Origin of the sequence: Arthrobacter sp. NicSoilC5 (genome assembly GCF_019977395.1) — a bacterium.
Classification (GTDB): Bacteria; Actinomycetota; Actinomycetes; order Actinomycetales; family Micrococcaceae; genus Arthrobacter.
In genome coordinates this window covers 4021095-4040473 of record NZ_AP024660.1, presented here as the reverse complement: position 1 = coordinate 4040473, position 19379 = coordinate 4021095, and the positions used below count along the sequence as shown (strand labels likewise).

General features: G+C 68.1%; 16 protein-coding genes, 1 rRNA gene and 1 pseudogene. 6 read left to right on the top strand and 12 right to left on the bottom strand.

Features of this window, described 5'->3' with window-relative positions; all coding sequences use genetic code 11:
• Nucleotides 1-2: 2 nt before the first annotated feature.
• The 3 genes from LDO22_RS18890 to LDO22_RS18880 are packed head-to-tail and all read right to left on the bottom strand — an operon-like array spanning nucleotide 3 to nucleotide 3012.
• Nucleotides 3-638 carry a lactate utilization protein C gene (locus LDO22_RS18890; RefSeq protein ID WP_224025248.1) on the bottom strand — a complete coding sequence of 212 codons (636 nt, stop codon included), beginning with the start codon at nucleotides 636-638 and terminating at the stop codon, nucleotides 3-5.
• Nucleotides 635-2212 (bottom strand): LutB/LldF family L-lactate oxidation iron-sulfur protein, encoded by a 1578-nt coding sequence (locus LDO22_RS18885; protein ID WP_224025247.1) that lies wholly within the window; start codon nucleotides 2210-2212, stop codon nucleotides 635-637. The genes LDO22_RS18890 and LDO22_RS18885 overlap by 4 nt, the downstream gene beginning before the upstream one ends.
• The gene (locus LDO22_RS18880; protein ID WP_224025246.1) at nucleotides 2209-3012 is read right to left on the bottom strand and encodes a (Fe-S)-binding protein; all 804 of its coding nucleotides are present in this window, start codon (nucleotides 3010-3012) and stop codon (nucleotides 2209-2211) included. Before LDO22_RS18880 ends, LDO22_RS18885 begins: the two co-directional genes overlap by 4 nt.
• Nucleotides 3013-3199: 187 nt before the next feature.
• Between LDO22_RS18880 and LDO22_RS18875 the strand changes: the two genes are divergently transcribed.
• The 5 genes and pseudogenes from LDO22_RS18875 to LDO22_RS18855 all read left to right on the top strand — a co-directional run bounded on the left by LDO22_RS18875 (nucleotide 3200) and on the right by LDO22_RS18855 (nucleotide 9489).
• Nucleotides 3200-4945, top strand: a complete 1746-nt coding sequence (locus tag LDO22_RS18875; RefSeq protein WP_224025245.1) for an L-lactate permease — start codon at nucleotides 3200-3202, stop codon at nucleotides 4943-4945.
• A 69-nt stretch (nucleotides 4946-5014) separates the two neighbouring features.
• Complete coding sequence (locus tag LDO22_RS18870; RefSeq protein WP_141157912.1) at nucleotides 5015-5761, top strand: FCD domain-containing protein; 747 nt, start codon at nucleotides 5015-5017, stop codon at nucleotides 5759-5761.
• Between the two features lie 103 nt (nucleotides 5762-5864).
• A pseudogene (locus LDO22_RS18865) lies at nucleotides 5865-8608 on the top strand (FAD-binding and (Fe-S)-binding domain-containing protein).
• Nucleotides 8609-8789: 181 nt separating this feature from the next.
• Nucleotides 8790-9350, top strand: coding sequence for a hypothetical protein (locus tag LDO22_RS18860; RefSeq protein WP_224025244.1), 561 nt, complete (start codon nucleotides 8790-8792; stop codon nucleotides 9348-9350).
• Nucleotides 9343-9489 (top strand): hypothetical protein, encoded by a 147-nt coding sequence (locus LDO22_RS18855; RefSeq protein ID WP_224025243.1) that lies wholly within the window; start codon nucleotides 9343-9345, stop codon nucleotides 9487-9489. Before LDO22_RS18860 ends, LDO22_RS18855 begins: the two co-directional genes overlap by 8 nt.
• On the opposite strand, the gene LDO22_RS18850 is transcribed toward LDO22_RS18855, so the two are convergent.
• From LDO22_RS18850 to LDO22_RS18830, 5 genes are all read right to left on the bottom strand, one after another.
• Nucleotides 9486-9749, bottom strand: coding sequence for a hypothetical protein (locus tag LDO22_RS18850; RefSeq protein ID WP_224025242.1), 264 nt, complete (start codon nucleotides 9747-9749; stop codon nucleotides 9486-9488). The two genes, LDO22_RS18855 and LDO22_RS18850, sit on opposite strands and share 4 nt — an antisense overlap.
• Before the next feature lie 172 nt (nucleotides 9750-9921).
• Nucleotides 9922-11007 (bottom strand): DUF2891 family protein, encoded by a 1086-nt coding sequence (locus LDO22_RS18845; protein ID WP_224025241.1) that lies wholly within the window; start codon nucleotides 11005-11007, stop codon nucleotides 9922-9924.
• Between the two features lie 21 nt (nucleotides 11008-11028).
• Complete coding sequence (locus tag LDO22_RS18840; RefSeq protein ID WP_224025240.1) at nucleotides 11029-12000, bottom strand: DUF979 domain-containing protein; 972 nt, start codon at nucleotides 11998-12000, stop codon at nucleotides 11029-11031.
• Nucleotides 11997-12710, bottom strand: coding sequence for a DUF969 domain-containing protein (locus LDO22_RS18835; RefSeq protein ID WP_159632746.1), 714 nt, complete (start codon nucleotides 12708-12710; stop codon nucleotides 11997-11999). Before LDO22_RS18835 ends, LDO22_RS18840 begins: the two co-directional genes overlap by 4 nt.
• A gap of 209 nt (nucleotides 12711-12919) precedes the next feature.
• Nucleotides 12920-13597 (bottom strand): GntR family transcriptional regulator, encoded by a 678-nt coding sequence (locus tag LDO22_RS18830; RefSeq protein WP_224025239.1) that lies wholly within the window; start codon nucleotides 13595-13597, stop codon nucleotides 12920-12922.
• A 69-nt stretch (nucleotides 13598-13666) separates the two neighbouring features.
• On the opposite strand from LDO22_RS18830, the gene LDO22_RS18825 reads away from it, so the two are divergent.
• Nucleotides 13667-14650 (top strand): prenyltransferase/squalene oxidase repeat-containing protein, encoded by a 984-nt coding sequence (locus tag LDO22_RS18825; RefSeq protein WP_224025238.1) that lies wholly within the window; start codon nucleotides 13667-13669, stop codon nucleotides 14648-14650.
• A gap of 7 nt (nucleotides 14651-14657) precedes the next feature.
• On the opposite strand, the gene LDO22_RS18820 is transcribed toward LDO22_RS18825, so the two are convergent.
• From LDO22_RS18820 to rrf, 4 genes are all read right to left on the bottom strand, one after another.
• Nucleotides 14658-16406, bottom strand: a complete 1749-nt coding sequence (locus tag LDO22_RS18820) for a biotin carboxylase N-terminal domain-containing protein (RefSeq protein ID WP_224025237.1) — start codon at nucleotides 16404-16406, stop codon at nucleotides 14658-14660.
• Nucleotides 16399-18075 carry a 5-oxoprolinase/urea amidolyase family protein gene (locus LDO22_RS18815; RefSeq protein WP_224025236.1) on the bottom strand — a complete coding sequence of 559 codons (1677 nt, stop codon included), beginning with the start codon at nucleotides 18073-18075 and terminating at the stop codon, nucleotides 16399-16401. The genes LDO22_RS18820 and LDO22_RS18815 overlap by 8 nt, the downstream gene beginning before the upstream one ends.
• A gap of 2 nt (nucleotides 18076-18077) precedes the next feature.
• Complete coding sequence (locus LDO22_RS18810) at nucleotides 18078-18836, bottom strand: 5-oxoprolinase subunit PxpA (RefSeq protein WP_224025235.1); 759 nt, start codon at nucleotides 18834-18836, stop codon at nucleotides 18078-18080.
• 387 nt (nucleotides 18837-19223) lie between these two features.
• A 5S ribosomal RNA gene (gene rrf, locus LDO22_RS18805) occupies nucleotides 19224-19340 on the bottom strand.
• Nucleotides 19341-19379: the final 39 nt, after the last annotated feature.

The following is a 19379-nucleotide window of genomic DNA, read 5'->3' as shown; positions in this document are numbered from 1 at the left end:
CTCTAGCGGGCAATGATGACGTCCAGCCTGCGCGGGCCATGGACGCCTTCCACGCGCTCAAGCTCGATGTCGCTGGTGGCACTCGGTCCGCTGATCATCGTGATGGGCCGGGTCCCGTCGATCCGGCCCAGCGCCTCGGGCAGGATCCCGGTAATATCGGCGGCCTTCACCACGCAGATATGGTGGTCCGGGACCAGGCTGATGGCGCGGCGGCCCTGGTTGGCGCTGCCGTCCAGGATGATGGTTCCCGTTTCGGCGACGGCCACGGCGCTGCCCGTCACCACGGCGTCGATGCCATCGAGCTCGGCGACGCTGAGCGGTGCCGCCGGAGAGTCGACGCGGCGGCGGGACCCGCCGCCGCCTTCATCGGTCCCTGCCAGCCACCCGGCGTCGAATCCTTCGGGCACGACGAAGCTGTTCGCCCCGTCAAGGAGCGAGGCAATCCGTGCGGGCACCTCCGTTTCCGGAACCACCGCCACCTGCGCCTTGTAGTCCACCAGCCGGTCCACCAGGAGCTCGATGAGTGCGTCCGTGTCCAGGTCAGATGCTGCCCGGTAGTCCCGCGGAATCTGCGGCGCCTGCGGGCTGTCCTGCAATGCGGCCCTGATCCGGGAGAGGATGTCTTCGCGTGCGGTCATTGCGGGGTTTCCTTTGTGTCTGGGGACGGCGTGCGGGACGGACCGGCTTCCGGTGTGCCGGGTGTGCCGGGTGTGCCAGGTATGCCGGGAGCGCCGCCGGCGGTCCGGTGTTCCTTGGCCCACCAGTCCCGGAACGACTGTGCCGGCGGCGCCGGGATGTCGCGGCTTTGGGTCCAGCCGGCGGCGATGCCGGGCAGCTTGGTGATCTTCCTGTCCGGCCCCGCGGCCAGGCGGCCCAGCGGCAGCCCCTTCTCCACCAAGCCCAGGCGTTTGCCGGAGGACAAAGCCCAGGATGCGGCTTTCATGCCCACGTCCATCTGGCTGGGGACCTTCTTCTTGCCGCGTTTGCTGTCCACATCCACGCTGCGCAGGTGCACCAGGATGTCCGGGATGTTGATCTTGACGGGGCAGGCGTCGTAGCAGGCACCGCACAGGGAGGAGGCGTACGGCAGGGAGTTGTTTTCCTCCGCCTGGATGCCGGTGAGCAGCGGGGAAAGAATCGCGCCGATGGGGCCCGGATAGGTGGAGCCGTAGGCATGGCCGCCCGTGCGCTCGTACACCGGGCAGACGTTCATGCAGGCGCTGCAGCGGATGCAGTGCAGGGCGGAGCGGCCCATTTCATCGGCGAGCGCGGCGCTGCGGCCGTTGTCCAGGAGCACCAGGTGCACGTTCTGCGGCCCGTCGCCCTCCGTCACTCCGGTCCACAGGGAGGTGTAAGGGTTCATCCGTTCCCCGGTGGAAGAACGCGGGAGCAGCTGCATGAACACTTCCAGGTCCTGCCAGGTGGGCAGCAGCTTCTCGATGCCCATCACCGTGATCAGCGTTTCCGGAAGCGTGAGGCACATGCGGCCGTTGCCTTCGGATTCCACGACCGCCAGGGTGCCCGAATCGGCAAGGGCAAAGTTGGCCCCGGACACGGCTACCTTCGCCGTGAGGAACTTCCGGCGCAGGTGCTCGCGGGCAGCCATGGCCAGGACGGAGGGATCGTCGGTCAGCGCAGGATCGGCACCGGGCATTTCACGGAGGAAGATGTCCCGGATTTCGGTGCGGTTCTTGTGGATGGCGGGAACCAGGATGTGGCTGGGCTTGTCGTGGTCCAGCTGCACGATGAGCTCGGCGAGATCGGTTTCGAAGGCCCCGATGCCCTGCTCCTCGAGGTACTCGTTGAGCCCGATTTCCTGGGTGGCCATGGACTTGATCTTGACCACTTCGGTTTCGCCGGTGTCCCGGACCAGTCCGGCCACGATTTCGTTGGCTTCCCCGGCGTCGCGTGCCCAGTGGATCACGCCGCCGCGTGCGGTGAAGTTCGTTTCAAACTCCTCCAGGAGCTCGGGCAGCCTGGACATCACCGCCTGCTTGATGGCGGACCCCGCATCACGCAGCTGTTCCCAGTCAGGCAGTTCGGAGACCACCGCCTGGCGCTTGTCGCGGATGGTGTGGGTGGCATGGCCAAGGTTGGCGCGCAACTGCGCGTTGCCCAGTTCACGGTGCGCCGCCGTGGGGAAGGACTCCCCGGCGAACAGGTTGCCCGAGCCGAAGGCCGGCAGGGAGGGCATTCCCAGGAAGGTGGTCATCGCAGGGCCTTTCCGGTGGAGACGCGGACTTCGCCGGTGACGGACGCCGGTTCTTCCAAGGTGCTGGCGAGGATTTCAGCCAGGTGGAGGGTGGTGGTGGAGCTGCCCTGGCGGGACAGTCCGCCGCCGATGTGCATCAGGCAGGAGGCGTCCCCGCCGGTGCAGAGCTCGGCCCCGGTGGACTCGATGTTGGCCGCCTTGTCCTGGAGCATGGCCGACGAAACATCGGCGTTCTTCACGGAAAACGTGCCGCCGAAGCCGCAGCACTGGTCCTGTTCGGGCAGCTCGGCAAGGTCGATTCCCTGCACGGTCCGCAGCAGGCGGGACTGCCTGTCCCCGAGCCGCAGCAGCCGCATCCCGTGGCAGCTGGGATGGTAGGTCACCCGGTGCGGGAAGTAGGAACCCAGCTGCGCCCCGGCGTCGGTCACGCCCAGCACGTCCACCAGCAGTTCGGACAGCTCGTAGGTTTTGGTGCCGACGGCGGTGGCCCGGGCTTCCAGGGCAGCGTCGCCGCAGGCGCGCGCCACCATGGGGTGCTGGTGCTTCACCGAGGCCACGCAGGACCCGGACGGGGCGACCGCGACGTCGTAGTCCGCGGTATCGAATGCGGCCACGTGGTTGGCGACCACCGGGACGGCTTCTTTGAGGTAGCCGCTGTTGACGTGCATCTGGCCGCAGCAGGCCTGGCCGGCGGGGAACACCACTTCGTGTCCCAGCCGCTCCAGGATCCTGACGGTGGCCTTCGCCGTGGCCGGGTACATCGCGTCCACGATGCAGGTGGCGAACAAGGCAATTCTCATGACGGCCTTCCGGAAGGGTGAGGGTATGGTCTGACCACAGTAGACCACGTGATGGCGGCCACTGACAACCCCGCCGGCGAAGGGTGAACCGGCTCACACTTTGGCCGAAAGTGGGCTACACTTCCGTGGTCGGACCATTGTGGTCTGACCAAAGCCATCCCCATCGCCCTCATCGTGGAGGAACTTCGTGGACCACTTCACCCCCAGCACAGACCCGGTGCTGAACAGCGTTGCCTGGTCGGCCATCGTCGGCCTGCTGCCGCTGCTGACCTTCTTTGTCCTTCTCGCCGTCGTCAGGACCAAAGCCCACGTGGCCGGGGCCTTCGCCCTGCTGGTGGCCCTGGCGGTAGGCATCCTGGCTTTCAAGATGCCCGCCGGACTGGCGCTTCTGTCCGCCACCCAGGGCGGGGTCTTCGGCGCCTTCCCCGTGCTGTGGATCGTGGTCATGGCCGTCTGGCTCTACCAGGTCACGGTGCTCAGCGGCCGGTTTGAAGACCTCCGGCGGGTGTTCGACGTCATCGGCGGGGGCGACGTCCGCCTGCAGGGCGTCCTGATCGCGTTCTGCTTCGGCGGGCTGCTCGAGGCCCTTGCCGGCTTTGGTGCGCCGGTGGCCATCACCGCCACCATGCTGCTGGCCTTGGGCCTGCCCCCGCTCCGCGCCGCTGCTGCCGTGCTGGTGGCAAACACCGCCCCGGTCGCCTTTGGTGCCATGGCCATCCCGATCACCACCGCTGCGGGACTCACGGGCCTGCACGCCACGGACATTGGTGCCATGGTGGGCCGCCAGGCGCCGTTGCTGGCAACCTTCGTCCCGCTGATCCTGCTCTTCATCCTGGACGGACGCAAGGGCTTGAAGGACTGCTGGCCTGCCGCGCTGGTCATCGGATTCTCCTTTGCCGCAGCGCAGTTCCTCTGCTCGAACTTCTTCTCCTACGAACTCACCGACATCATGGCCTCGCTGGTGGGCCTGGGCGCGGCTGTGCTGTTCTTCCGCTTCTGGAAGCCCCGGGGCACCACAGCAGCGCGTGACCGGCTGGGCGTCGCCGCGGAGGCCGCTGCGGCTGGCACCACGCCGGCGGGCCAGGGTCCGCGAAGCGCCCGGTCCGGCAGCGTCGCCACCGTAGAGGCGGCCGACGGCGAAAGCCTCACCCCGGCACGCACGTGGCTGGCACTGTTTCCCTACTTCCTGGTCATCGTGGTGTTCGGCATCGCCAAACTGTGGAAGCTCGGCGTCGACCTTCCGGCCGCCCTCGCCGCCACCGATGTCAAGGTTCCATGGCCTGTCCTGCACGACGCCCTGGTGAGCGCCGACGGCAAGCCGCTGTCCTCCACCGTCTACGTCTTCCAGTGGCTGTCCAGCCCGGGCACGCTCCTGCTGATCACGGGGTTGATCGTCGCGGCCGTCTACGCCCGCTTCGACGACGGCGGCCGCTTCCACATGACAGTAGGCAACGCCGTGGCCGAAATCGGACGGACCATCTTCAAGATGCGCTGGGCCGGCCTGACCATCATCACGGTGCTCGCCCTCGCCTACGTCATGAACAACTCGGGCCAGACGGTCTCGATCGGCGTCTGGCTGGCCGGCACCGGAAGCTTCTTCGCGTTCCTCTCCCCGGTGCTCGGCTGGCTGGGCACGGCCGTGACAGGTTCGGACACCTCCGCGAACGCACTGTTTGCCAAGCTGCAGCAGACTGCCGGCCTGAATGCAGGCATCGACCCGAACCTGCTTGTGGCCGGCAATACGGCGGGCGGTGTGGTGGGCAAGCTCATCAGCCCGCAGAACCTCGCCATTGCCGCCACCGCCGTGAACCTTGACGGCCAGGAGTCGGTCCTACTGCGTAAGGTAGTCGGATGGAGCGTGGGGTTGCTTCTGGTGCTGTGCACCATCGTCTACCTGCAATCCACCCCAGTCCTGGGCTGGATGCTCCCGTAGCCCTCCACCCGCGCACAACCGGGGTGCGGGCCCTCCCGGCCCGCACTCCCCCACTCCAGAGGATCGCCCGTGACACCCGCCGCAGCCGGAGCAGCCCCCCGACGTCGAACCCACGATGCGCTCCTGAAAGACATTGAAGCGGACCTGCGGGCCGGCACAATCAAGGTCGGAGACCGGCTCCCGGGCGAACGGACCCTGGCGGAAAACTATGGAATATCCAGGGCGTCCGTCCGCGAGGCCATCCGTATCCTCGACGCCATGGGCGTGGTCCGCAGCTCGGTAGGCTCCGGTCCCACCTCCGGCGCCATTGTGGTCTCCGATCCGTCGGCCGGACTCTCCTCCGCCCTCCGGCTGCATGTTGCCAGCAACCGGCTGCCGGTCCAGGACATCGTCCAAACCCGTATCCTCCTGGAGACGTGGACTGCCCGCGCCGGTGCCGCGCGCGAAGGCGGCGACGCGGAGCGCAAACAAGCAGCCCAACTGCTGGAGGCCATGGACCAGCCCGAGCTGGACCGGGCGACCTTCCACGAGCTGGACGCCAGGTTCCATGTGGCGCTGAGTTCGCTTGCAGGCAACGAGGTCATGGCCACCATCATGGAGTCCCTCAGCGGCTCGATCGTGGGCTACGTCAAGGGAGCCATGGACGCGATGGAGGACTGGCCGGCGGTCCTGGCAGCCCTGCGCACCCAACACCACGGAATCTTTGATGCCGTCCAGTCCCGTGACGGCGAACTCGCCGCACGCCTGCTGCGCGAACACATCGAATGGTTCTACCAGCGGGCCGGGGACGCCACCCCGCCCCACCCCATTACCTGATTTCTTGGAGCCACGCATGAGAACCACAGCCGCAGGAGCCGAATCCCCCGTCCACCTGCTGGATCCGGATACCGTCAGCACGCGGGACCTGGACCGCCACGCCATGGCACATGACGCCTCGCACTACCTCCTGGTCCCGCAAGGGGTGGCCACCCCACGCAATGCCGCCGACGTTGGCGCCCTGCTCCGGCGCAGCCGGGAGCTTGGGCTTCCCGCCACCTTTCGTTCCGGTGGCACGAGCCTGTCCGGTCAGGCCCTGAGTGACAGCCTGCTGATCAACACCCGCCAGCATTTCCGCGGTGTTGAGGTGCTCGACGGCGGCGGCCGGGTCCGTGTCCAGCCCGGCGCCACAGTGCGCAGCGTCAACGCCCGGCTTGCCCCCTTTGGACGCAAGCTCGGCCCGGATCCCGCCAGCGAAATCGCCTGCACCGTGGGCGGTGTCATCGCCAACAACTCCTCAGGAATGGCGTGCGGCACCGAGCTCAACACCTACCGGACGCTGGAATCAATGGTGCTGGTGCTGCCCTCGGGCACGGTCATCGATACCGCCGACGCCGACGCAGACCGGCGGCTGCGCGAGCTGGAACCGGAACTCCACGAGGGGCTCCTGAAGCTGCGCCGGCGGGTGCTGGGAAACGACCAGTCCGTCCGCATCATCCGTTCACTGTTCTCGATGAAGAACACCATGGGCTACGGCGTGAACTCCTTCCTGGATTACGAACGCCCCGTGGACATCCTGATGCACCTGATGATCGGCAGCGAGGGAACCCTGGGCTTCGTGGCGGAGGCTGTCTTCCGGACCGTCGAGGTCAAACCCGCCGCCGCCACCGGGCTGCTGGTCTTCAACACCCTCGACGCGGCAATGGGAGCCCTGCCGGACCTGGTGTCCACCGGCCTTGCCACCATCGAACTCATGGACGCGGCAGCGTTGAAGGTGGCCCAGGCCGCCGCCGACGCCCCCGCCGCGCGATCCGTACCCTGCCGGTCCAAGGACACGCCGCGCTGCTGGTGGAACACCAGGGCTCGGACGCCGCCGAACTGTCCGGCAAGCGGGCAGGCTCGCAGCAGCTGTTCGACTCGCTGGACCTTGCAACACCCTTCGCGCTGACCTCGGACCCGAAAGACCGGGCTGCCCTGTGGCACGTCCGCAAGGGCCTGTACACGGCCGTGGCAGGCGCCCGCCCCTCCGGAACCAACGCACTGCTGGAGGACATCGTTGTCCCGGTTCCCGCCCTTGCCGGCACCTGCGGCGAACTGACGCGGCTGTTCCACGAGCACGATTACAGGGAATCGGTGATCTTCGGGCACGCCAAGGACGGAAACGTCCACTTCATGCTCAACGAGCGCTTCGACGATCCGGACCAACTGCTGCGCTACCAGGCCTTCACCGACGAGATGGTTGACCTGGTCCTCGGCGCGGGCGGTTCACTCAAGGCCGAGCACGGGACCGGCCGCATCATGGCCCCCTTCGTCCGCCGCCAGTACGGCGACGAGCTCTACGCAGTCATGCAGGAGATCAAGCGGCTGATCGACCCGGCCAACCTCCTGAACCCGGGTGTGCTGCTCGCCGACGAACCCCTCTCCTACATCGAAAACCTCAAGGTGGCTCCCACCGTCGAGGAGGAAGTGGACCGCTGTGTCGAGTGCGGGTACTGCGAACCGGTGTGCCCCAGCAAGGACATCACGCTTACTCCGCGCCAACGCATCGTGCTTCGGCGTGACATTGCTGCCGCTGAGCAGCGCGGCGACCACGCCCTCGCCGCCAGCCTGCGTAGGGACTATGACTACGACGGCGTGCAGACCTGCGCTGCGGACGGCATGTGCGTCACCGCCTGCCCGGTGCTGATCAACACCGGGGACCTGGTCCGGCGGCTGCGCAAGGAAATTGCCAACACCGTCGCCGCGGCCGGCTGGAACAAGGCCGCCGAAAACTGGGGCGCCGTGACCGCCGGCGGCGGCCTGGCCCTGACTGTAGCCAAGGCCATGCCGGCGCCGCTGCCAAAGGCCGCGACCGCCGTCGGCCGCGCGCTGCTGGGACCGGAGGCGGTGCCCGCCTACGCCGACGTGCTGCCCGGCGGCGGTTCCAGGCGCCGGGAACGCCGGGACCCAGGCAGCGTGGCGGTGTTCTTCCCGGCCTGCATCGGCACCATGTTCGGCCCCGCGGAGGGCCCGGAAGGCAAGGGAAAGGGCTCAGCCCAGGCATTCCTGGACCTCTGCGAACGTGCCGGAGTGGGCATAACCGTCCCCGAAGGCATCGAGAGCCTGTGCTGCGGCACGCCGTGGAAATCCAAGGGCTTCTCCCAGGGCTACGACGCCATGACCGCCAAGGTCCTGGACCAGCTGTACGAGGCCAGCGGCCGCGGCAGGCTGCCCGTGGTGTGCGATGCCGCTTCCTGCACGGAAGGCCTGGAGACCATGAAGCGTCTTGCCGGCGCGGACGGAGAACGGTATGCCGGACTGCGCTTCGTTGACTCGGTGGAGTTCGTCCACCAGCACGTCCTGGGCCAGCTCACGGTAACCGCTCCGCTGGGTTCCATGGCCCTGCACCCCACGTGCTCATCCACCCAGCTGGGAACCAACCCCGCGCTGCTCGACATCGCCGGGGCCGTCACGGATGATGTGTTCGTGCCGCTCAACTGGGGCTGCTGCGCGTTCGCCGGCGACCGGGGCCTGCTCCACCCTGAACTCACCGACTCCGCCACCAACCGGCAGGCCGGCGAGATCAACGAGCGGGAGTTCGATGCCTATGCCTCCACCAACCGCACCTGCGAGCTGGGGATGTCCAAGGCGACCGGCCGCTCCTACCGCCACCTGCTGGAAATCCTTGAGGAGGCCACCCGGCCCTGAGGCATCCCGCTAGACTGGCCGGGCAAGGACGGATTGGGGGATCCAGGGCGGCGCAGCCGCTTGTTCCGCTGGTCGGTCGCCGCCAGCAGATGCAAGGATCACCATGACCTTCTTCCAGGACTTTCCCGTTCCTCCCCTGCCGCCCCGGCCGCGGTCAACCAGGCACGTCCCGCCCCCTTGGGTGGCTGCACCCGCCTATGAACTGCCTGCCGTTGTCCATCTGGGCACGTTCGTGAGCCGGACACCGGGAATGGTGGTGGCGGTCAAAGGCGCCGAAGTCTTCTCTACCGGGTGCCTGTTCAGTCTGTCCTGGCTCTTCCGCCGGACCGATCAATCCGATAGGGACTGGGACGATTTGCAGCCGCTGTTCTTCCAGCCCGGCAGGGGCTTTCGCGGGCGCAGCGAGCGGCAGACCGGGCTGATGTTCGGCGTCGAATTTCCTGACGGTTCAAAAGCGAGCACCGGCAGCCAAATTCCCTACGGGCTGATGGAACCGGGCACCAACCCGGAGCCTCCGGTCCTCGCCCTGAACGGCGGCGGTGGCGGCGGGGGCGATGAGGAGTTCTCCGGCAGCGGCACCCTTTGGCTGTGGCCGCTGCCCCCAGCCGGGGATCTCCGGCTGGTTTGCCAATGGACCGACTTCGGCCTGGAGGAAACATCGTTGATGCTCGACGGCGGGGCCCTGCGTCAGGCAGCGGCTTCCGTTCAGCCGTACTGGCCGGAGGAGGAAAACAATGGGTGACTTTACCGGGCTGGTCCTGTTTGTCCTCGTGGGAGCCGTCTTCTTCTACATCCTGTACGGCGTGATCCGCGCGGGGGTCCGGGACGGCATCCTCCAAGCGGACGCGCGGCGCGCCGCGCGCTCCGAACAGCTGAATTAGGCCTCCACTGCGGTGACGATGCTTCCGTACCCCTGCAGGAACATCCGCCGGCCCTGGCCTTCGTCCGTCCATACCCAGATAACGGAGTAGTCGGAGGTCACGGCATCCACCACCCCGGTGCCGGAGACGGTTCCCTCGGCGAAGCGGACCCTGTCCCCCACGGCGATCCGGGGATGCCTGGTCCGCTTCCTCCTGGGCTTGAGGGCGGTTTGCCCTGCCGTTGCAGGGTCTGGCGTGCAGGTGCTGGCGTGCTGGCGCATGGAATTCCTCTGGGCTCGCGGGCGGACGGTCAGCTCATTACGACCCTGCCCGCTGCTCCCAGGTCACGCACTGGGCGTGGTGGGAAAAGACTAACGCGGCGGCGCCCATATGGGCACCGCCGCGTCCCTTCACACCGAGTGTGACTGGTTCATCCCGTCACCTGCTGGATAGTCAGTCCAGCGCCGCCACGGATCCCAGCGCGTCCCAGGCGAAGCTGGCCAGCCAGTGCGTGGACATGAAGTCGCCACTCTCCAGCCCGCGGAGGCCGGCCTTCAGCAGCGGGTCCAGGGCCTCGTTGAGCTCAGCCGCCGCGGCGGACGCCACGGACGTGGAGGATTCCCGGAGGGTGGCGATGATCCGGGCCACCTGTCCGGCGCGGGTCAGGTTCAACCCGTGGAGGTGCACCAGGTAGCCGTCGGTTTCGTCCGTGACGCTGACAGGCTGCAGGATCCGCGACTCTGCGGAAAGGCCGGGGAGGAACGCCGCGAACCAAGCGGCGAACTCGTCGGCGGACAGGACACGGCGCATCAGGTCCGCCTCGCTCAGCCCGGCGGAGAGGAAGTCCTGGCCGCTGAGCTCCCAGTCGCCCGGCCAGCCACGGTCGTTCCCGAACCAGGTGCGGGCCGCTTCCTCGCACGCCGCGGCAGCATCAGCCCGGCCCAGCGACCGGAAGGCATCCAGCATGTAGCCGACACCGAACGCGGCGTTGGTGTGCAGCCCGTGCCGGACCGGGTACTGGGCCTTGGCCATCCACGCCACGCTGAGTTCCGCCACGGCGTCCACCAGCGGCTCCAAGGCGGTGCCCCATTCCCGGAGCTGCGCATCGGACGATGTGGAACATGTGGCGGCCAGCCGCATCAGCCACGCCCACCCGTAGGGCCGCTCCCAGGAGGGGTTGGCCACCAGGTAGTCCCGTTCCACGGCCAGTTTCGCCGGCGTCAGGTTGGCACCCAGTGCTTGCCGGAGGGACGCCTCGGTGGAGCTGTCCACCCAGGCCGCCCTGCCGCCGTCGGACGCTCCTTCCGGAGCAGCCGCAACAGCCGGCGAACCCAGCAGGCTGGCCCCCAGCCAGTGCATGTGCACGCAGGAGTGCCAGTCGAAGGAGGTGTAGAAGGCGGGGTGGATCTGCTCCGGGGTGGGCCGGTCGTCGGCGGACACCTGGGTGTGGTGGGCCGAGTGCGGGAAGGGCTCGGAAAGGTTGCCCAGCACCACGGCCGCGTAATCCGGTGCCGCCTGTGCGCGAAGATCGTTGTCCATGGTGCTCCTTTGCGAAGGGGTTTAGTGGAAGGCCAGGAAGTACATCAGTGCGATGTTGACCGCCAGCAGCGGGATGGCCGTGCCCACCTGCGCCGTGATGACGCCGTACTTGTTCTTCATTTCCAGCAGTGCGGACGGCACCAGGTTGAAGTTGGCGGCCATGGGGGTGCAGAGCGTGCCGCAGAAGCCGGCGAGCATGCCGATCGCGAAGATGATGGCGGGGTCGCCGTGGAAGGTCTGCACCAGCACGGGCCAGCCGATGGCGGCGGTCATGATGGGGAAGGCGGCGAAGCCGTTGCCCATGAGCACGGTGAAGAGGAACATGCCGATGCAGTAGACCAGCACGCCTGCGATCAGCGAGCCCTTGGGCAGCAGCCCGGAGGCCAGGGTGCCCACGGCGGTTCCCACGCCGGCCTTGGTGAAGAGGATGCCCAGCGTGGTGAGCATCTGCGGCAGCAGCGCGGCCCAGCCGATGGATTCGAGGATGCGGCGGCTCTCAAAAATGGGTGTGGCCGGGTTCTTGGGCTTGAGGATCAGGAGGGCGACGACGACGGCGGCCACGGCGCCGATGGCCAGGGCTACCAGCGTGGTGTTCTTGGGGTCCAGCAGCGGGGTGCCGCCGATGTTCAGAACGGGCGCCGCAAGGACCAGGATGACGGTGACCAGGGGCAGCGTCAGGGCCGGGATGAAGAGCTTGTTGCCGAAGCGCTTCGCGAAGGCCTCGCGCTGCGGGCCGGTGGAGGTGCGGTGCTTGCCGTGGCCCAGCAGGCCGGTGGAGGCCAGGACAACCAGGATCAGGACCGCGATGCCCAGGATCCAGCCGGGTGCGGTTCCGGCCTGGACCCAGGTGCTGTAGAAGAAGCACAGGCCCAGCAGGCCCCAGAAGGCGGAGCTGCCCCAGCGGCGGGGGTGGTTGGCATCGGCGGCAATCAGCGATGCCCAGGCGACGAACAGAATGCCGATCAGCCAGTAGACGGCTTCAACGTTGATCATTTGGCTTCTCCTGCGGTTTCCTTCTGGGCGGTGAGCTCGTATTCGCGGTATTCCTTGTCCAGTTGCTTGTCCAGGCGCAGGAGCCGGAAGCCGTGGATGAGGAAGGCGGCGATGGCGGTGGGGATGGCCCAGAGGGCCAGCTGAAGCGGTTCCAGGTGGAGGTGGTACGTGGTGTCCACGAACGTGGTGATCAGCAGGATGGAGCCCACGGCCACGAAGACGTCCTCGCCGAAGAACACGCCCACGTTGTCAGCGCCGGCGGAGTGGCCCTTGATCTTCTCGCTGATCTTTTCCGGAACGTGCCCGTAGCGGCGCAGTGCTGCGCCTTCGGCCATGGGGAACACCAGCGGGCGGACGGTCTGGGCGTGGCCGCCGATGCTGTTCAGGCCCACGGCGGCGGTGATCTGGCGGACGGCAAGGTAGCCGATCAGGACGCGGCCTGCCGTCAGTTTGGCCAGGCGGCCGATGAGGACCTTGGCCTGCTCCTGCAGTCCGAAGTACTCGATGATGCCCACCACCGGCAGCACCGCCACGAAGATGGTGACCGAACGGCTGCTGGCGAAGCCGGTGCCGAACGAGTCGAGGATCTGTGCGGGGTTCATCCCGCCCAGCAGTGCGGTGACGATGCCGGCGACGGTGACGACAATCAGGGGGTTCAGGCGGATGGCGAAGCCAACGATCACCAGCAGCACCCCGATGAGTACAAGCATGATTATCCCTTCCCAGGGGACCCGTGACGGGTCTGCGAAAGTGGGGGCCGGCGCGTCCGTGCCCGGTTGACTGGTTGGGCGGCGCCGAGGGGCGGGAGCCCCGGTTACGTCAGAGCTGCAGGATGTAGTGAGCTGCAGAACAACGGTGTGATCCACAGCATACCGTTTTGTTCAACAATCCTGCAACCCCTCCCCGGGAAGGGCCTGGGTCAGCGTTCGACGGCGGCGAGCAGCTGCGCTTCGGCGCGGTCCAGGTAGGCGGACAGGAAGTCCGCTGCCGCGGCCCGGTCCCCGGCTTCCATGAGCTCCACGATCCTGGCGTTGTCCTCCACGTACGGCTCATGGAATGCGGGGTTGGCGGCCATGGAATGGAACACCAGGCGCATTTCGGCCAGGACCTGGTCCATGAGGCTGTTGAGCCGCTCACTGCCGGCACGGTTAACGAGGGCACGGTGGAAGTCCTGGTTGGCGCCCGCCATGCCGGGAATGTCTCCCTCCACGGCGGCGGCCCTCGCTGCCTTGATGATCGCGGCCAGGGCCTCCATGGAGGTCTCGCCGGACCACAGCACCGCTGCAGGTTCCAGGAAGCGGCGGACGCGGTAGATTTCGCGGATGTCGTCCGCCGTGGGGTGGGCGACGAAGACGCCCCGGTTGGGAATGCGGGTGACGATGTGCTCGGCGTGGAGCGCGGTAAATGCCTCCCGCAGTGTGTTGCGGGACACGCCAAGGGCCTCGCGGAGGGCTTCCTCCGCGAGCTTGGAGCCGGGCTTCAGCTTGCCGGCCTCGATGCGGCTGCGGAGCTGGGCGGCCACCCAGAGGCCCGTTTCGGCGTGCTTTGTGGTCCTGGCCTGGGCCTGGAGATCGGCCAGCACCTCGTCAAACGTCATGGGACCACGATATCCGGCAGGACACCGGTACCCTGTCCGCACCGGACGTATTCCGCCATCATGGTGACCATGACGTGGCTTGACGGCCTCCGGTTCGACCCGATCGCCCCGCTGCTGTCCAGCGGCCACCCTGCCGTGCGCGCCTGGGCCGTCCGCGAGCTGGTCCCCGGGCCGGGAGGGCTGCCAGCCGCTCCCGCGGGTGCGCCGGACGAGGCACTCTGGGACCTTCCGGTCCCCCGCCGGATCCTGCGGCACCAAGCGGCGGATGGGTCGTGGGCCTATCCGGGAAAACGGGCCCGGGACCGCATGGACTACGACCTGCTGGAGACCTACCGGCAACTCGGGTTCCTCGTCGAGATGTTCGGGCTCACCCGCCGGCATCCGGCCATCGCCGCAGCCGCCGGTTATGTGCTTTCACACCAGTCCGAGCTGGGTGACCTTCGGGGGATTTACGGCAACCAGGTGTCTCCCAACTACACGGGAGCCCTCATCGGGCTCCTGTGCAAGGCGGGGTACGGCGACGACCCCCGTGTAGAACGCGCGTTCAGCTGGCTTGAGGCGTCGCGGCAGGACGACGGCGGCTGGGCCCTTCCCATCCGCACCCGTGGGAGGAACCTGGACGCGCTGGACGAGCCGCAGACCATTCCCGGCGATCCGGCGCAGCCGTTCTCGCACCTGATCACCGGGGTGGTGCTCAGGGCCTACGCTGCCCATCCCGCGAACAGCGCAAGCACCTCCGCACAGAAGGCCGCGGAAATGCTGGCGGCCCGCTTCTTCGAGCCGGACGCCTATCCTGACAAGGGCCGCGTCTCCGACTGGACCGAGTTCTGCTTTCCCTTCTGGATGACTGACCTCGTTTCCGCCCTCGACGCCATCAGCATCATCCGCCCCGGCCTGCGAACGGAAAAAACCAACCAGGCGCGCGACTGGCTCTCCGCGCACCAGGAACCGTCAGGGCTCTTCACCGGCCACCTGCTCCGGGACAGGTTCCACGACCTCCAGCTCTGGTTCAGCCTTGCGGTGTGCCGCGTGTTCTCGCGGATGCCCTCGTGACGTGCGCTTAGGAAATCGTGGTGAGCACCTGCCCGGGCCCGACGGCGTCTCCGGCCGCGGCGTACAGCTCACCGACGGTCCCGGCACGGTGGGCGGCCACGGCCGTCTCCATCTTCATGGCTTCGAGCACCAGTACCGCTTCGCCTTCCTCGACGCTTGCCCCGGGCTCAGCCAGCCACTTGACCACGGTGCCGGCCATGGTGGCCAGCAGGTCGCCGTCGTTCTTCTCCTGCAGCGTCTCCCCGCTGGCCTCCTGGCCTTCCGCGCTCCGCCGGCCACCGCCGTCGAGCAGGGAATCCAGCAGCGCCTTGGGCAGTCCCAGCTCCATCCGTTTGCCGTCCACCTCGATGCCGATGGTCCGGCGGGGTTCATCCGGCGCGGCCGGGCTGAAGGCCGGGTCCGCGTCCAGGGCGGTGGCGAATTCGTTCTCAATCCAGGTGGTGTAGGTGTCCAGCCGGTCCTCGCGGGTGAAGTCCGGCGCCCCGACCACTGCCCGGTGGAAGGGCAGCACGGTGGCCAGTCCGCCGATCCGGAACTCCTGCAGGGCGCGGCGGGCACGCCGGAGGGCCTGCTGGCGGTCTGCGCCGGTGACCACCAGCTTGGCCAGCAGCGAGTCGAACTGCCCGGGCACCGTAGAGCCGGCACGGACGCCCGTATCCAGGCGGATCCCGGGCCCGGTGGGCACCTCGAAGGATTCCACGGTCCCGGGCGAGGGCAGGAATCCGCGGCCCGGGTCCTCGGCGTTGATGCGGAATTCGAAGGCGTGGCCGCGCGGCTCCGGGTCCTCCAGGACGGGGAGCTGCTCCCCCGCCGCGATGGCCAGCTGGGCAGCCACCAGGTCCACGCCGGAGGTCTCCTCGGTGATCGGGTGCTCCACCTGCAGCCGCGTGTTGACCTCCAGGAAGCTGAGGAAACCGGAGCCGTCCAGCAGGTACTCCACGGTGCCGGCGCCGACATATCCGGCCTCCCGGCAGATGGCCTTGGCAGAGGCATGGATGGCGGCCCGCTGGTCCGGCGTGAGGAATGGCGCGGGGGCTTCCTCCACGAGTTTCTGGTGGCGGCGCTGCAGCGAGCAGTCGCGTGTGCCCACCACCACCACATTGCCGTGCGTGTCCGCGATGACCTGTGCCTCCACGTGGCGGGGGCGGTCCAGGAATTTCTCCACGTAGCACTCGCTGCGGCCAAAGGCTGCAAGGGACTCGCGGACCGCCGAGTCGAAGCTTTCCTCGATATCGGCCAGGTTCCGGACGACTTTGAGGCCGCGTCCGCCGCCGCCGAAGGCAGCCTTGATGGCCACGGGGAGGCCCACCTGCTCGGCGAAGGCACGGACCTCGGCGGCGCTGTCCACGGGCCCGTCACTGCCGGGTGCCAGCGGGGCGCCGGCCCGGACGGCCACCTCGCGGGCGCTGACCTTGTCGCCCAGCAGGCGGATGGTGTCCGGGGAGGGGCCGATCCAGGTCAGGCCGGCGTTCAGCACGGCCTGGGCAAAGCCTGCGTTCTCGGACAGGAAGCCGTAGCCGGGGTGGACGGCGTCGGCGCCGCTCTTGGCCGCAATGGCCAGGATCTTGTCGATGTCCAGGTAGGTTTCCTGGGGCCTGGATCCGGCCAGCGAGTATGCCTCAGTGGCTGCTGAGACGTGCAGTGCGTCGGCGTCGGGGTCGGCGTAGACGGCCACGCTTTCCAGGCCTGCATCGTCGCAGGCATGGGCGATCCGGACGGCGATCTCGCCGCGGTTGGCTATGAGGACTTTACGCATGGGGGCTTTCCTTAGCTGTTTCGGGCAGTTCTGCCGGGGGTGCTGCAGCGGTGAACCGCACGGCGGCGCCCGGGGGAAGTTGGGCCGCTTTGTCCAGGTCCGCGTGGACGACGACGGCGATCACCGGGTATCCGCCCGTCACCGGGTGGTCGGAGAGGAAGAGGACAGGCTGGCCTTCCGGCGGCACCTGGATGGCGCCCCGGACCGTTCCTTCGCTGGCCAGTTCACCGTCGCGGCTCCGGGTGAGGGCGTGGCCGTTGAGGCGCAGTCCGATCCGGTTGGACTGCGGCGTGACGGTCCAGTCCTGTTCCAGGAAGTCCTGCAGGGTTTGGGCACTGAACCAGTCCTGCCGGGGTCCGGGCACCACGCGGAGCACGGTTGCCGCGGACTGGTCCGGAAGGGGTGACGACTCGGGGTGGCCCACGATGCTGCCCGGCTTCGGTGCGAGCACGGGAAGGATGGTTCCAGCCTGGAGCGGTTCGGGCCCGATCCCGGACATGGTGTCCGTGGACCGGCTCCCCAGCGCGTCGGGGCCGCCGATCCCGCCGCGGACGCCGAGGTAGGAGCGGAGCCCTGCCGTCGGGTTTCCCACCGTCAGCCTCTCCCCCGCCAGCAGCGCGAAGGGGGCGCCGCACCCGGGGTGCCGGGCCGCCGTCGTACCTGCTGCCGCGTCTTCCGGCGGCGTGATCCCAAGTGGAACCTCTGCGCCGGTGACGGCCAGGACCTGGTCCGAGAGGGCCTCGAGTTCCAGGCCGCCGAAGAGGAGTTCGATGCCGGCCGCGTCCTCGGCGTTGCCCACCAGGCGGTTGGCGCGGCGGAGGGCCGCCCGGTCCATGGCGCCGGCGCTGCTGACGCCGAGGGAGGCGTAGCCCGGGCGGCCCAGGTCCTGGATGGTGGCCTGGAGTCCCGGCTTCCGGACGGCAAGCCCTGCGGTGGCGGGGTCTGTTGCCGCGGTGCTGGCCGCGTCCGGCCCGCGCTGTTCGGTCACAGCGTGGTCGGCCACGGTGGCCTGCGACCGCACCGCGTTGAAGCGGACCGTGTCGCCGGGCCGGATCAGGGCCGGGTTTTCGCGGTCCAGGTCCCACATGGCTGCTTCGGTCCGGCCGATCAGCTGCCAGCCGCCGGGCGACTGCCGGGGGTAGACCGCCGAGTACGCGCCGCCCAGTGCCACGGCACCGGCGGGCACAGCCGTCCTCGGTGAGTGGCGCCGCGGCACTTCCAGGCGGGAATCTTCGCCCGTGAGGTAGGCGAAGCCGGGGGCGAAGCCGGCAAAGGCGGCGGTCCAGAGCTGGCCTGTGTGGGCGGCAACGACTCCCTGGCGGTCCAGCCCGGTGAGCTTCGCGACCTCGTCCAGGTCCTCGCCGTCGTACACCACGTCGATGGTGACCAGCGTGCTCTCGGTGCCGGCCGGGGCTTCCAGGTCGATGCTGCGCACGTGAGTGGCCAGGTCCCGTGCCGCGTGGGGCGAGTCCGTGGTGATGAGGACGGTCCGGGCTGCGGCAATGACGTCAACCTGCCCCGGCTGGGGGTGTGCGGTGAGTTGCGCCTGGAGACTGAGGACGGAGTCCAGGGTGGGGAGCTCCACCAGGATGGCGCAGTCTCCGGCGGCCCGGACACCGGTCAGTGCGGCGTGTGGCGGCTTCTGTGCCTGCTGCTGTTTGGTGGGCATGGCTAGGCGAAACTTTGGATCTGGATGCCGGCGTCCAGCAGCGCGGCGCGGACGGCGGCGGCCATCGCCACGGACCCGGGGGTGTCACCGTGCAGGCAGATGCTCTCGGCCTTGACGGGGACCAGGGAGCCGTCGATGGCACGGACCACGCCGTCGGTGGCCAGGCGCAGGACGTGTTCGACGACGTCAGCGACCTCGTGCAGCACTGCGCCCGGTTCGCGCCGGGAGACCAGGGTGCCGTCCGGATTGTAGGCCCGGTCAGCGAACGCCTCGGCCACGGTCCGCAGTCCGGCGGCTTCGGCCTGGCGCTGGATCTCGGAGTTGGGGAGCACCATAAGGGGCAGCGTGGGGTCCACGGCGAGGATCGCTGCGACCACGGCGCCGGCCTGCTTGGGGTGGTTCACGATGGTGTTGTAGAGGGCACCGTGGGGCTTGACGTAGCGGACGGCTGTTCCTGCTGCGAGGGCTACTGCCTGGACTGCGCCGATCTGGTAGACGACGTCAGCGGTCAGCTCTTCCGGGGTCATGTCCACGAAGCGGCGGCCGAATCCGGCCAGATCCCGGTAACCGGGGTGGGCGCCAACGGTGACGCCGGCCTTCACAGCAGCCTGGCAGGTGGCCATGATGCCCACGGGATCGCCCGCGTGGAAGCCGCAGGCTACGTTGGCGCTGGATACACTTTCGAAAATGGCGGCGTCGTCGCCGAAGGACCAGTTCCCAAAGGACTCGCCGACGTCGCTGTTCAGGTCGATGCTGGGCATTGTGATCTCCGTCTCGGATTGGTGTCCTTCAAGAATGCCCTAAAAAGCCGGATTGTTCAACAATCCATTACCCTCGTTACGAACCTCTCCGCGACGCGGCATCATGTCCTGCCCCTTCTCCCCCAACGCGGCATCACATCCTGCCCCTTCTCCCCCAACGCGGCATCATGTCCTGCCCCTTCTCCCCGAACAGCATCACATGCTGTCAGGTAGTGGGCGGGAAATGATGGCGGGTCCGAGGAATCCGGGCAGGATGGGATGGCGCGTTGGGCCATGGCCTGAGGGTTTCCCTGGGACGGGGTTCCGCTCGCTGCGGCGTGGGGTGTTTTGTTTGTTAAATGTGGGAGGCCCCAACCGTGTGGTTGGGGCCTCGACCATTAATAGTTGTTCCGGCGGTGACCTACTCTCCCACACCCTCCCGGGTGCAGTACCATCGGCGCTGTGGGTCTTAGCTTCCGGGTTCGGAATGGGACCGGGCGTTTCCCCCACGCTATGACCGCCGTAACCCTTTTACCCGTCACCAACCCCTTGGGGGTGGTGTGG